Origin of the sequence: Cellvibrio japonicus Ueda107, assembly GCF_000019225.1 — a bacterium.
Lineage (GTDB): Bacteria > Pseudomonadota > Gammaproteobacteria > Pseudomonadales > Cellvibrionaceae > Cellvibrio > Cellvibrio japonicus.
Genome location: NC_010995.1, coordinates 1189789 through 1203760, shown reverse-complemented (window position 1 = coordinate 1203760; position 13972 = coordinate 1189789). Strand labels below are relative to the sequence as shown.

The following is a 13972-nucleotide window of genomic DNA, read 5'->3' as shown; positions in this document are numbered from 1 at the left end:
GATCTGTACAAAAAACACACAGAACTTTGGTTGATTAATCCGCCCCGACTCTCTCAAAAAGCGACCGGGCGGCAGTCTACGCACAATTTGTGACACTTCAAGTAAAAGTGCCCGTGGAGCCTGCAAATCCTGTTTTGGAAAAATATGTGTTACTGAAATCCCCTTTAACCATTTAGCTGGGTAACAGTATGACTTTTCTACACCAAATATCTAACACCCGCGCAAAAGCCACCGGGTTTATGGCAAATAGCCTAACAAATAGTTCCGGCCAAACGATGCGGTTTACGATTATTTTCAATGGCTGCCCCAGGCCCTGGAACCAACAGCAATCCAACGCCCAAACTACCGGATAACAGCATCGATAACTGCCTGCATCGCAACCGGAAAAAACCTTTGTTTTTAGCGCCGTTACTTTTTAGTGCCACGACTTTATATTTATACCGCAACTTTATTTAGTATCGTGAAAAGGAAGCCCATATGTCTCGACCTGCACCCGCTGTTATTGCATTCACACGCCTGTTAATTCCCTCATTGTTAGTCCTATCCGGCTGCACCTCTATCTCCCAGGGTATATGGGTCAGCCAGGATCGCTATGCCAGCCTCGCTGCCAGCGACTATTTCGGCGATAGCGCCTTAAGTGTCGTTCACCCGGAACAAAATTGGAGTGCCGCAGACAGCCTTTGGTTTTATAACACCACCCAGGGCTCGACCTTGCTGCCCTACGACGTTTTCCTGCATTTGGAAACTGCCGATAGCCCGGCACTGTTCCGCAGCGATGACCATATGAATCGCCTGCGCTACCTGCCCCAGAAAGCGTCTTTCAGTAATCCCGACGGACTGCCGCTCGGCTGGGTGAAGGATGAACACCAGGGCAAGGCCTATATAGGCCTCACCTGTGCCGCCTGCCACACAGGTCAAATCAATTATCGCGGTACGGCGATCAGGATTGATGGTGCACCGCCCCTGGCGGATATGGAATTAATGATGACCCGCCTGGCAGCCGCATTGGATGCCAGTGCTAAAGATGCCGCAAAATTTGATCGCCTCGCGCAAAAGCTCGGTATTTCTACCCAGCCAGAAGTGCGCTCACAATTTCGTGCAGACCTCCAGCAATGGGCGGACAAACTCGACCGCTATAACACGATCAATGCCTCAACCCATGGAGCGCAATATGTCGCTTATGGTTATGGGCGACTGGATGCGTTCGGGCGCATCTACAACCGTATACTGACGCACCTTACACCCGGGCAAACCAATCGCAACCCGGCCAATGCGCCCATCAGCTACCCCCAGCTCTGGGATACCCCCCAACATGACCATGTCCAGTGGAACGGTATTGGCGATAACGCCGGTGATGGCCCACTAAAGCGCAATGCCGGTGAGGCCTTGGGAGTATTTGCTACCTATAGCTTGCAACAACACCCAGGTGATCCTGGCTTCAGGTCATCGATTGATGTACGCAACCTGGTGCGTATGGAAAATCATCTCAAGAGCCTCTGGTCACCACGCTGGGAAGACCTGGCCAGGCAACAAGTCCTGCCTGCCATTGACCAAACCCTGGCCGACCAGGGGCGCCAGGTTTACCTGGATTACCAATGCCACACTTGCCATCAGGATATAGACCGCACAGATCGCACACGTCGGATCACCGCGCGCTTTAGCAGCCTCGCGCTGATAGGTACAGATCCCACCATGGCCAGGAACGCACTGCAATATCAGGGTAAAAGTGGATGGTTTGAAGGCAGGCCGGCAAAATGGGGTAACCCGGATGCCCCTCCCTTTAAGGAACAAACCCGAGTACTGCCAGCATTGAGCTTCGCAACAGCGGGAGCCATAGCAGAACCGGATCACGACAAGAGCCCTGTTCGCCGCTGGCTGGAAAAAATCTACGATCTCTTTGCATCGATAGGTCACAGGCCTTATGACAATACTGAACGACATCTGGACTTCGAAATAATTGATAAAGACAACCCGGTCGGCTTCCTCGCCTATAAAGCGCGACCATTGAATGGCATCTGGGCCACAGCACCCTACCTGCACAACGGCTCTGTACCCAGCCTCTATGAATTACTATTGCCCAGTTGCAGCGACACCGAGATCGCCCAGGGCAAGCGCTGCCGCCCCAATCGCTTTACCCTGGGCAGCCGGGAGTTCGACCCCGATAAGGTCGGCTTTGTACAGCGCGATGCCGGGCAATATCCGGGGCTCTTCGTGTTTGATACCCATTTGCCAGGTAATGCCAACACTGGCCATGAATACGCAGCCGGCATTACGCCCGTCATTAAACGGGATAGCCAGGGAAAACCCTTGAAAGATGCCCAAGGCAAGCCCCTTGTCTATTACTTACCGCCAATCAGCGAAACCCAGCGCCTGGCGCTGGTTGAGTATTTAAAAACGCTGTAACCGCAATGCCATCACAAGCAGCCCCGTAACAAAAAGCCCGATGGCACACCTGGCATCGGGCTGACAAATCCTCACAGACCAACGTCGCCAACGCACATTACACTGGCCTTCAGGTTTAGAGTCGATAATGAACCATTCGCGCCCGCTCAGGTCTGTAAGCGCACCGGTCGCCGCAATACCAATTGAGCTTCCCAACCAGACTTCGGGGTTATTTGATTGACACCGGCAGCGGCGCCACAGAGAATCACCGACCAGTTTGAAACCCCAGGAATAAACTGAATGAATATTGATCGTTTCTCGCTGTTTGTGCAGCGCTCCCGTGTGCTGCTGGCACTCACAGCCAGTGCCCTGCTGATTACCGCCTGTGGCGGTGGCAGCAGCGGTGGCAGCAAGTCCTCCTCCAGTTCATCCAGCAGCAGTATTTCCTCTTCCAGCAGCTACTCGGCGGCCTCCGTTCCGGGCAATGGCACAGGCGTCTGGCCCAGTGTCAAGGTCACGGCCAACCGCACCAAGGCGCTGAGCTTTGAATGGACAGAGGTGGAAGGGGCTACCTACTACAAGCTGATGAAACAACAGGGCGGCACCGGCGGATATGTACAAGTCGGGGATAATATTACCGGCACCACGGCAACGGATGAGATCAGTGTCCATGTCCACGACTGGATCAACACCCGTTATATGGTCGACGCCTGTAACGATAGCGGGTGCGACCTGGTTCAATCAGACCAGACATTCACCGCGACGGAAATGATCAAGGCTATTGGTTACTTCAAAGCCTCCAATACCGATACGGGCGATTTCTTCGGGTGGAGCATTGCCCTGGCTGCCGATGGTAAAACCCTGGCGGTAGGCGCACCGGCGGAAGATTCCAAGGCTGTGGGCGCAAATGGCGACCAGAGTAATAATGAAAGCACCAACTCGGGTGCGGTCTACGTCTTTATCAAGAATGACCAGGGTCTCTGGGAGCAGCAAGCCTACCTGAAAGCCTCCAATACCGAGCAGCCTAATATCAATCCGGCGCGCTTCCTGCCTAACGACCGCTTTGGCTACCGGGTTGCCCTGTCCGATGATGGCAATACCCTGGCCGTCACGGCCCTGTTGGAAGATAGCCCCTCCTATGGCATTAACTGTGACCAGCGCAATTACGAGCGCATTACGTACTATTCCTCGTCAGATCCATCCCTGACCAACTATGCCGCGGTGGAATACAACCTGGGCGCCGTTTATGTCTTCAAACGTGAGAACAGCGAGTGGTACCAGGATGCCTACATCAAGCCTCGCTACTCGCTCAGCCACTTGAGCGTTAGCGAGGGTATGCGCTTTGGCGAAGCCCTGGCCCTGTCCGGCGACGGCAAAACCCTGGCGGTAGGGGCCACTACCGACAGCATGAGTTATGCCGGGGTTATCCAGTACAACAGCAGTACGTCCAGCAGCCTGGGCTGTTTTGAGTTCTATCCGTCCAGCAGCAGTTCCAGCTCAAGCAGTTCGTCCAGTAGTTCTTCCAGTTCATCAAGCACCAGTTCAACCTCGTCCTATACCGGTGGCAGCCTGTCCGGAGCGATCTATATCTACATCGAAGGTGAAAATGGCTGGGAAGAAGAAGCCTACCTGAAAGCATCCAATGCAGAAGCCGGCGATGGCTTTGGTGCCAGTGTCAGCCTCTCCACCGATGGCAACACCCTGGCGGCAGGGGCTATTGGCGAAGACAGTCCCGCCACAGGTGTGAATGGCGATCAATCAATCAACGCCTGTATCAATTACAACTCGGATAGCGACAGCTTTACCGTGGATAGCGAGTGCAGCAAACGCGTCTATGGCTACCGTGTCTATATGAACAGTGGCGCTGCCTATGTGTTTGTACGTGAGAGCGCCCAGTGGACCCAACAGGCCTACCTGAAACCAGCCCATGCCTATGGGTTCTATTACCTGTCAGGCTATACCCCCATCACCGTGGGTACCCTGTTCGGTTCATCCATCAGTATTTCCGGCGATGGTAATACCCTCGCGGTGGGCGCTGTTGGCGACACCAGCACAGGCACTGGTGTGGGCGCCAACCCTGCCAGCGTGGATTATAAAAATGCCTATGCCGGTGCCGTTTATGTGTTCAGTCGCAGCGGAACCGCATGGGCACAACAGAGCTATATCAAAGCGGATCGCGTAGCAGCGGGTATGCAATTCGGCGAAACCCTGAGCCTCAGCGGCGATGGCCATATGCTGGCAGTGGGACACTATCGCGATACCAGCAACGCGGTGGGTATCGATGGCGATGCAGGAGATACCAGCGCCGAGGATGCAGGGGCGGTGTTTGTGTATCGCCGCGATGGCGATAGCTGGAGCAAGACCAACTACGTCAAAGCCAGCAACACGGAAAAACTGGATCGCTTTGGTATTGCGGTCAAACTGGATGCCGACGGCTCAACCATGGCCGTGGGCGCCCATCGCGAATCGAGTAATGCCACTGGCGTCAATGGCGACCAGGAAAACAACGACGCCGAAGCTTCCGGCGCGGTGTACCTCTACTAGAACACTCGGACGCCATTTAGCGTAACAAGGGGATGCTTCGGCATCCCCTTGTTGTTAGCGGTTTCCGTTAGTGAAGAATAGGTTATTGCAAACCGGGTTATTGCCGGCTCGCCGATGGCATTACCCATTGCAATCGATAACCCGGCTGTCCTTCCTCTGCCTCAAACCCGTCGCAAATCCAACAATCTCCCACCGCAACCAGTTCTTCACCGCTGTACACCAATGGCAACTGCTCGCGTAACCAGGGTTCTATCCCGGCTTCCTGCAACAGTTTCTTAAGTGTTTGGGAGTGGGATCGCCCCGCTGGCCGGCAGCGCTCACCTCCCTGGCGCAGGCGGATATCAAGTGTCGGCAAATCCGCGCGTAAACGGCCAGCCCCCTGGTTGGCAGTGCACCATTGCAGGAGCCCTGGTTTGGCATGCTTAGGCATCACATAAAGACGCTGGCGATACACGCGCAGGGAAACCTGATCCCAGGTGATATGTACCTGGGCATCCTCGCGCGCCAGGGTGAGTTGTTGTTGCAGTTGCTGCCAGTGGAGTTGCTCGGGCACAGCAAAATGCTGGATACGCAACCAATAGCGCAACAGGTTGCGGCGACGCGCTTCACTCATGGCCAGCCACTTATCCAGGGAAATACTGCGCCCCAAGCGCTCGGCGCGCTCATCCAGGCACCCCAGGTCTTCCTGCGCCAGCTCTTCCAGCAACTGTTCATTGGCTGCACAGAGTTCCGCAGTTTGTTGCCATTTGCGCTGGAAACCCGGCCAGCGTGTTTGCAGTAAAGGTAGTAACTGCTGGCGCAGGTAATTGCGGTCATAGTGCAGATCCGTGTTGCTCTCATCATCCACCCACACCAGTCGGTGGATGCGGGCATAATCCTCCAGCAGTTTGCGGCTGAAGGACAACAGCGGACGAACTAACCACCCCTGCCCAAGGGGCCGTTTGCCAGCCATTGCCGCCAAGCCGCGCGGGCCAGTACCGCGCATCAGGCGCAAGAGCAGGGTTTCAGCCTGGTCATCGGCATGGTGTGCCGTCAACACGCAATCATGGGGTGCCAGATATTGCTCAAAGATGTGATAGCGTGCCTGGCGTGCGGCATCTTCGATACCCTTACCCCGGTTAATCACCCAAACCTTTTCTGCATAAAACGCGACTCCCAGGCGCGCCGCGAGAGCTTCACAATGGGCTTGCCAATCATCCGCATGCGGAGAGATTTGGTGATTGACATGCAAGGCGCAGATTTGCACCGGCAATTGCAGTTGCACCAGCGCATGCAGCAATACCGCAGAATCCAGGCCGCCACTAAATCCCACCCACCAGCGCGATGGTGCCATAGGGTCTGGCTGGGGTAGATGGGTCAGTAATTGTTCGGGTGTGAAAGTCATGGTGGGATCTCGCAAGCTCGCGCCATTAAAACCCAATCGCTTCGGAATAAAAACCCGGCCTTGCCGAAGTTTTGCCAGCATGGGCACAATGCCCCCCTACACAATGTTTACATCACAACGATAAAACGCGCGCTCAGGACATACCCACTATGAATAGTCAGCCCGATATGACACGCCCCGCTATTGCCTATGGCCATTGGCCATCGCCGGTTACACCCGAGCTGCTAACGGCGGGCAGTATCCGGCTCAGTGAGCCCCAATCCTGCGCCGGGCGGATTTTCTGGCTGGAGAGCCGACCCGCCGAAAAGGGGCGAACAGCCCTGGTGTGTGAATACCGCGGCGAGCGCCAGGATCTGTTACCCGCCCCCCATTCGGTGCGCACCCGGGCACAGGAATATGGTGGAGGGAGTTACCTGGCGACACGCACAGGTATCTTCTGTGTGCTGGATGTTAACCAGCGTATCTATTTTTATTCCTTTGCCAAAGGCTCACTGACTCCGGTGTCCCCGGAAGGCCCCTATCGCTACGCCGATTTTTGCTACGACACCAAGCGGCGCCAGTTATTGGTTGTGCGCGAGGATTACACGGCCGACGAGCAGCACCCTCACAGTGCCATAGTGGCGCTTGATTTGGGCACAGGCCAGATCCATGTGCGTGCCGAGGGGGCCGATTTCTACTCCAATCCACGCCTCTCGCCCGATGGCAGCAAACTCAGTTACCTGCGCTGGAACCACCCGCAAATGCCCTGGGATGGCAGTGAGTGTTTCTGTGCCAGCCTGAATGCAGCGGGGGATATTATCGGTGAGGTACGCGTCGCTGGCGGCAATAGCGAATCCATTTTCCAACCCCAGTGGTCTCCGGCAGGTGAGCTCTACCTGGTATCCGATCGCAGCAACTGGTGGAACCTCTATCGCTGGCACGAACAACGCCTGGAGCCGCTGTGTGCCCAACCGGCAGAATTCGCCACCCCGCAATGGGTATTCGGTATGAGCAGCTACGGCTTCCTCAGCGAGCGCATTATTTTCTGCACCTACAGCCAGGGTGGACAATGGCACCTGGGCCTGGTGGACAGCCAGAGCGGCGAGCTGACGCGCATCCAGAGCCCCTTTCGCGATATCAGCAATATCCACTGCCACAATGGCGAAGCCCTATTCCTTGCTGCCGGTGCCGCCCATCCACAACAACTGTATCGCTGCAGCCAAGCCAGCTTTACCAGCGTGACGCCGGCCAGCCTGCCCATTCCCTCCACTTACCTGGCACAGCCACAAAGCGTGAGTTACCCCACGCCCGATGGCCAGGAAGCCCACGGTTTTTTCTACCCACCCACCAATCCATCGGTCACACCGCCAGCTAACAGCAAACCGCCCTTGCTGGTGATGGCCCACGGCGGCCCTACCGGCGCCTGTGAAAGCTCGTTCAACCTCAAAATCCAATTCTGGACCAGTCGGGGCTTTGCGGTATTGGATGTGAACTATCGCGGCAGCACCGGTTATGGCCGCCGTTACCGCGACAAGCTCAAGGGACAATGGGGCGTCATTGATTTGATCGATGTCTGTAGCGGCGTGGATTATCTGGCTTCCCAAGGGAAGGTAGATCCCAATAAAGTCGCCATACGCGGCTCCAGTGCTGGCGGTTTTACCGTGCTGGCAGCACTTACCTTTAGTGATCGTTTCAAAGTCGGCGCCAGCCTGTACGGCATAGGCGACCTGGAAGCCTTGGCGCGTGACACCCACAAATTCGAGGCCCATTACCTCGATAGCCTGGTAGGTGAATACCCGGCACAGGCAGCGCGCTATCGCGAGCGATCACCAATCCATCACATCGACCAATTGCAATGCCCGGTTATTTTCTTCCAGGGCCTACAAGACAAAGTCGTCCCCCCTATCCAGGCCGAAGCCATGGTGGCAGCGCTACAAGCCAAAGGCATTAAAACCCGCTACATCAGCTTCGAAGGCGAAGGCCACGGCTTTCGCCAGGCGGCCAATATTCAGCGGGCACTGGAAGAAGAATTGAAATTTTATTTGGATGTATTTGAAGGTTAACGCTCGACGAGAACTAAAGCGGCGCATTAAATGAATCTAACAAGTTAAAAAGGCTTTTACTGCATCGTCAAACAACCTCAACAATGTATAAACACAGTATATTTGGCGATTCACCAGTTGCATGCGCATTAATCAGCCAAGGAGCGCCCGTTACCCCTCTTGAATTCCGCAAAAAGTGCTTTATAGTCAGATGCTTATCTGATCAGTACAGAATGATAACGAGCAAACCGCCAGCAGAAAAACGCGCATGCGCGTTTTGCACCGATGAAAGACATGAGGAAAAGGCTTAAAATGCTGACCACTCAATTGGTTAAGCTTGGCTTTTAAAATAAATTTAAGGATAAATGTTAGGCAAAAGTGAAATTTAAGCTTATGGCAATAAAAAATACAAAATTGGAATCTGAGGGCGCTGAATTCTTGGTATTGGGCAATTTGCTCATTAACGGAATAGCTACATATAAAACGTATACCAATATGCCTGGCTATGACCTGGTTGCAACAAATCCAGAACGGAATACATCAGCTAAAATTCAGGTAAAAAGCCGATGGACAAGAAAGGCCACTGGCTTTTTAATCAGCCGCTTTGACTGTGATTTCATCGTATTTGCCAAGCTCAACCTAGAAGACATTACGCAAACTACAAAAGATGAAGTGGTGGAGTATTTTGTCTTTCCTGCAAAACTATTAGAAGAAGTTCATCGTGGCGGAAAAATGCCAAAAGTGGTTCTGAAGGACATTCCAGAGTACAAAAAGTATCAAAATGGCTGGCATCAAGTAAGGCAGTTCCTCAATGCCTGTGCCTAACAAAGTGCGGCATTACGCCGCCGCAAGCGTCGGCGGGACGCTCGTAAACTTGCGCCCATGCGCACGGCGTTATGGTCGTGCGACTCAGTGCTGATCGTAGTGCCCACCGATAGCAAAAATGTAAATATATTTTTCATCAAATTTATAAATTAAGCGGTCTTTCTGTGAAATACGTTTTGACCATAAACCTGTTAAGTTGTGTCGGAGCTGCTCTGGTTTTCCCAATCCTGTGGCAGGGTCGCTACGAAGCATTTCTTTAAGTAATTTACATAGTGCTTTATGAAGAACCTTATCCTTTTCACGCAGTTCTTCATATGTAGCCCATGTATTACCCTCAAATACGAGTGATCTCATTCATTTCCTCGTCAGTTGGGGTATAACCTTTTTGTTGTGTGTGCGTCGCGAGAGAATCAGCGATTTGCGTCATTAGGCTTTTGCTTTGTAGAACATGCAGCGTTTCCTGCTCCCGTTCCCAGTCATCGGCACTGATCACCACAAATGCCTCGCCTGCGCGGCGAGTCACTTTTATAGGGGTGTGGTTGCTAACTACTTGTTCTACATAGGTTTTTAGGTTATCTCGGAATTGATTTACACTTACAGTATCCATAGTTATCACCAGTTGTACGGGATTTCGGTACAATTTAGCATGAAAATAGAGGTAAATCCATAACAAGCGGTAGCACTATGGCCACTTTTCCGCCGCTTTGCAGCTCCAAACCGTCAGCCTGCCGGGCATTACAAAATAAAAATACTGAACACCAAAAAAACTACTGCTCCTCTTTAGCAAAGAGAAGTTGGGAGAGATTTAGGAAGGGATTTAAAACTGCATTAAGCCGTTATTTTTCATACCAAATCGAATTGATATACCAGGTCACTGTACCCGCCTCGGTGGCGACGATGGCCTCATCATCCACGGCTTTTTTAAGTAGCGCGCGTGCCATGGGTGAGTCGATGGAAATGTAGTCTTTGCGATTAAAAATTTCGTCGTAGCCGACAACGCGAAATGTGAGGGTTTTGCCTTCGTCGTTTTCCACTTCCACCCAGGCACCAAAAAATACTTTGCCTTCCTGTTCAGGGCGGTATTCCACGACTTTCAGGTTTTCCAGGCATTTGCGCAAGTAGCGCACGCGGCGATCGATTTCGCGCAGGCGTTTTTTGTTGTACTGGTAGTCCGCATTTTCACTGCGATCTCCCAGGCTGGCAGCCCAGGACACTTTTTTGGTGACATCGGGGCGCTCTACCCGCCAGAGTTCATCCAGTTCTTTTTGTAAATCGTCAAAACCCTGCCGGGTAATTAGTGGTGTGCGCACAGGTCACCTTATTGAATCCAAACCCAAACTAGCCGCCATAAAAAACGGCAGTGGGCATAGGCACACCGCCGTTTTTTATGGGCGACAGATTACTTAATTAAACGGAGTGCAAAAGGTACTCGAAAGGGTTTGCCGCTGGAAGTCGCGATAACCCCCATAATGCAGAACACCAGGTTACAGATGGCCACCACCCAGATCACCAGGATGCCGATCAGGATAATCGCCAGGAGAAAGCCAGCTAACATGCCAAGGACAACGGTAATAGACCAATTGAGTGCTTCGCGGCTCTGATCCAGTAAATAAGCGTCGTCCTTTTTCACCAGATACAGTACCAGGCTGGGAATAAAACCGAAGAAGATGGTCCCCAACCACAGCAATAAGGCAAGGTTTTTCGTGTCCTGGGATACAGTAGACACGGTGTTTTGCGTTGTATTTTCCGGATTTTCCATACTCAATTCCCCTAAGGTCGGTAAATTATCCCTGCATCATCGCAGGTGGGTAGCGCCTTGATTATGCCGTTGTAACCTCGATACAAACAACAAAACCCTTACATGAGAAGTATTCATAGTCCAGCTTTCCCTCAAAGGAAAGCAAAAAAATGCTATAGTGCGCCGCCTTTTAGCGCCCAATGATGATTTTTTGAGCAGATTTACAAGGTTCAGACAGGTATAGGATTTTATGACCCACGCTAGTAATACGTCCCCGCGCAAAATTCTGGTAACCAGCGCCCTGCCCTACGCCAATGGTTCTATCCATCTCGGCCATTTGGTGGAATATATCCAAACGGATATCTGGGTACGTTTCCAGAAAATGCGTGGCGTGGACTGTACCTATGTCTGTGCCGACGATGCCCATGGCACGGCGATCATGCTCAAAGCGGAACAGCTGGGCCACTCACCCGAGCAGCAAATCGCTAACGTGAAAGCCGAACACGAGGCCGACTTTGCGGCGTTTAATATTGGCTTTGATAACTACCACTCCACCCATTCGGATGAAAACCGCGAGCTGTCCACGCTGATTTATGAGCGTTTAAAAGCCAATGGCCATATTGCCACCCGCGGTATTACCCAGGCCTATGACCCGGAGAAGCAGCTGTTCCTGGCGGATCGCTATATCAAGGGCACCTGTCCGAAATGTAAAAGCGAAGACCAGTACGGCGATAACTGCGAAAAGTGCGGCGCGACCTATTCACCCATGGATTTGATCAACCCCAAGTCCGCGATTTCCGGCGCGACCCCGGTTGCCAGGGAGTCAGAACACTTCTTCTTCACCCTGCCCGCGTTCAGCGACTTTTTAAAAGCCTGGACGCGCGCCGGCCACCTGCAAGACGAAGTGGCCAACAAGATGGCCGAGTGGCTGGATGCCGGGCTGCAGGAGTGGGACATCTCCCGCGATGCGCCCTATTTCGGTTTTGAGATTCCCGGCGAACCCGGCAAGTATTTCTACGTGTGGCTGGATGCCCCTATCGGCTATATCGCCAGCTTGAAGAACCTGCTGGATAAGCAGGGCAAGGATTGGTACGAGTATTGGAAGCCGGACTCTACCACCGAGGTGTATCACTTTATCGGTAAAGACATAGTCAACTTCCACGCGCTCTTCTGGCCCGCCATGTTGCATTCGGCCAATTTGCGCACCCCCAGCAAGATTTGCGTGCACGGTTTCCTGACCGTGAACGGCACCAAGATGAGTAAATCGCGCGGGACCTTTATCAATGCGCGCACCTACTTGAATTACCTGAACCCCGAGTACCTGCGCTACTACTTTGCCGCCAAGCTCACCAGCAATGTGGACGACATTGACCTGAACCTGGAGGACTTTATCCAGCGGGTTAACTCGGATCTGGTCGGCAAGGTGGTGAACATCGCCAGCCGCACGGCCAAGTTCATTACCAACGCCGGCGGTGTGCTGGCGAGTAACCTGGCCGATCCAGCCCTGTGGCAGCAGTTTGTCGATGCCGGTGAAACCATCGCCAGCCACTACGAAAGCCGCGACTACAGCAAAGCCATGCGCGAAATCATGGCCCTGGCCGATGCGGCCAACGAATACATCGCCACCCAGGAACCCTGGAAACTGGCCAAGCAGGCGGGAGCAGAGGCACAAACCCAGGTGGTCTGTACCCTGGGTATTAATATGTTCCGCGCCATCCTCACCTACCTGAAACCGGTAGTGCCCGCGCTGACCGCAGCAGCGGAAGAATTCCTCGGGGAAACCCTGAGCTGGACCCAGCCGGTGAGTTTCCGCACCGGCGAGAAAATCAACGAGTTCAAGCCCCTGCTCACCCGTATTGAAAAAGACAAGGTAGATGCCATGATCGACGCCGGTAAAGAGGCTCTGGCAGCAGTTGCACCGGCCCCCACGGCCAAGGTGGAATCCAACATTGAACCCATCGCTGCCGAAATCGGGTTTGATGATTTTGCCAAGGTGGATTTGCGCGTTGCCCTGATCGCCAATGCCGAACACGTAGAGGGTTCCGACAAACTGCTGCGCTTGACCCTGGACCTGGGCGGCGAGACGCGCAATGTCTTCTCCGGTATCAAGAGCGCCTATAAACCCGAGGACTTGATAGGCAAGCTCACGGTGATGGTAGCCAACCTCAAGCCGCGCAAAATGAAGTTTGGTATGAGCGAAGGCATGGTGCTGGCGGCAGGCCCCGGCGGCGGGGAAATTTACCTGCTGGAGCCGCACGCTGGCGCCCGGCCTGGCCAGCGCGTGATGTGATTTTCTGTCGATCTCCCTCGCTTTTCTAACAGGGAGGGAGATTGCCCATAAGGATATGCTTATTCAACCTAACGCTTTATTGCTTTTTTATTGAGAATACCTCTCGGCTTTCCGATAATACGCAACCTTTTGACTGTGTCCGGCTGTTTTTTGTGCTGGCCCTTCCCAGGGAAACACCATGAGTTTTAGCGAAGTCGCCGTTATTTTGCTCAGTACTGTACTGGTCAATAATTTTGTGCTGGCCCAGTTTTTGGGGCTCTGCCCTTTTATGGGCGTATCCAACAAACTGGAAAGCGCCATAGGTATGGCGGGTGCCACGACCTTTGTGATGACACTGGCATCTATCTGTACCTATCTGGTCAGCAGTTGGGTACTGGCTCCCCTTGGCCTGGATTATTTGCGCACCATCGCGTTCATCCTGGTCATTGCTGCCGTGGTGCAATTCGTCAAAATGTTTATGGAAAAAACCAGCCCGCTGCTATACCGGGTTTTAGGCGTCTTCCTGCCCCTGATTACAGTGAATTGCGCGGTGTTGGGTGTGGCCCTGCTGAACGTGCAGAAAACCCACAACTTTATAGAGTCCACCCTTTATGGTTTTGGCGGCGCCCTGGGCTTTGCCATGGTGTTGATACTTTTTTCTGCCATGCGCGAGCGCCTGGCCGTTGCCGATGTGCCAACCCCGTTTCGCGGTGCGTCTATCGGCATGATTACCGCCGGTATTATGGCCCTGGCGTTTATGGGCTTTAGCGGCCTGGTCAGCCTCCAATAAGGCTCCAACAGCGAACAGC

General features: G+C 53.4%; 11 protein-coding genes. 6 read left to right on the top strand and 5 right to left on the bottom strand.

From position 1 onward, the window contains the following. Positions 1-477 precede the first annotated feature (477 nt). Together CJA_RS05000 and CJA_RS04995 are read left to right on the top strand one after the other, a co-directional pair. Positions 478-2403: a di-heme-cytochrome C peroxidase gene (locus CJA_RS05000; RefSeq protein ID WP_012486666.1), complete on the top strand. Its 1926-nt coding sequence runs from the start codon at positions 478-480 to the stop codon at positions 2401-2403. Between the two features lie 279 nt (positions 2404-2682). Beyond that, positions 2683-4926, top strand: a complete 2244-nt coding sequence (locus CJA_RS04995; protein WP_012486665.1) for an FG-GAP repeat protein — start codon at positions 2683-2685, stop codon at positions 4924-4926. Between the two features lie 97 nt (positions 4927-5023). Here CJA_RS04995 and tilS read toward each other — a convergent pair whose 3' ends face one another. Next, positions 5024-6310: a tRNA lysidine(34) synthetase TilS gene (gene tilS, locus CJA_RS04990; protein ID WP_148208807.1), complete on the bottom strand. Its 1287-nt coding sequence runs from the start codon at positions 6308-6310 to the stop codon at positions 5024-5026. 149 nt (positions 6311-6459) lie between these two features. Between tilS and CJA_RS04985 the strand changes: the two genes are divergently transcribed. After that, the gene (locus CJA_RS04985; RefSeq protein ID WP_085953151.1) at positions 6460-8352 is read left to right on the top strand and encodes a S9 family peptidase; all 1893 of its coding nucleotides are present in this window, start codon (positions 6460-6462) and stop codon (positions 8350-8352) included. Positions 8353-8724: 372 nt separating this feature from the next. After that, positions 8725-9156 (top strand): hypothetical protein, encoded by a 432-nt coding sequence (locus CJA_RS04980; RefSeq protein WP_041551119.1) that lies wholly within the window; start codon positions 8725-8727, stop codon positions 9154-9156. Positions 9157-9240: 84 nt separating this feature from the next. On the opposite strand, the gene CJA_RS04975 is transcribed toward CJA_RS04980, so the two are convergent. The 4 genes from CJA_RS04975 to CJA_RS04960 all read right to left on the bottom strand — a co-directional run bounded on the left by CJA_RS04975 (position 9241) and on the right by CJA_RS04960 (position 10915). Then, complete coding sequence (locus CJA_RS04975) at positions 9241-9510, bottom strand: Txe/YoeB family addiction module toxin (protein WP_012486661.1); 270 nt, start codon at positions 9508-9510, stop codon at positions 9241-9243. Continuing rightward, positions 9491-9763 carry a type II toxin-antitoxin system Phd/YefM family antitoxin gene (locus tag CJA_RS04970; protein ID WP_041551116.1) on the bottom strand — a complete coding sequence of 91 codons (273 nt, stop codon included), beginning with the start codon at positions 9761-9763 and terminating at the stop codon, positions 9491-9493. The genes CJA_RS04975 and CJA_RS04970 overlap by 20 nt, the downstream gene beginning before the upstream one ends. Positions 9764-9992: 229 nt before the next feature. Then, the gene (greB, locus tag CJA_RS04965; RefSeq protein ID WP_012486659.1) at positions 9993-10466 is read right to left on the bottom strand and encodes a transcription elongation factor GreB; all 474 of its coding nucleotides are present in this window, start codon (positions 10464-10466) and stop codon (positions 9993-9995) included. An 89-nt stretch (positions 10467-10555) separates the two neighbouring features. Beyond that, positions 10556-10915 (bottom strand): DUF4870 domain-containing protein, encoded by a 360-nt coding sequence (locus CJA_RS04960; RefSeq protein ID WP_012486658.1) that lies wholly within the window; start codon positions 10913-10915, stop codon positions 10556-10558. Between the two features lie 229 nt (positions 10916-11144). Here CJA_RS04960 and metG point away from each other — a divergent pair, with 229 nt between their 5' ends. Then, positions 11145-13184, top strand: coding sequence for a methionine--tRNA ligase (metG, locus tag CJA_RS04955; protein WP_012486657.1), 2040 nt, complete (start codon positions 11145-11147; stop codon positions 13182-13184). 178 nt (positions 13185-13362) lie between these two features. Then, a complete protein-coding gene (gene rsxA / locus CJA_RS04950) occupies positions 13363-13953 on the top strand; it encodes an electron transport complex subunit RsxA (RefSeq protein ID WP_012486656.1) in 591 nt (196 codons plus the stop codon). The last annotated feature ends 19 nt before the right edge of the window (positions 13954-13972 follow it).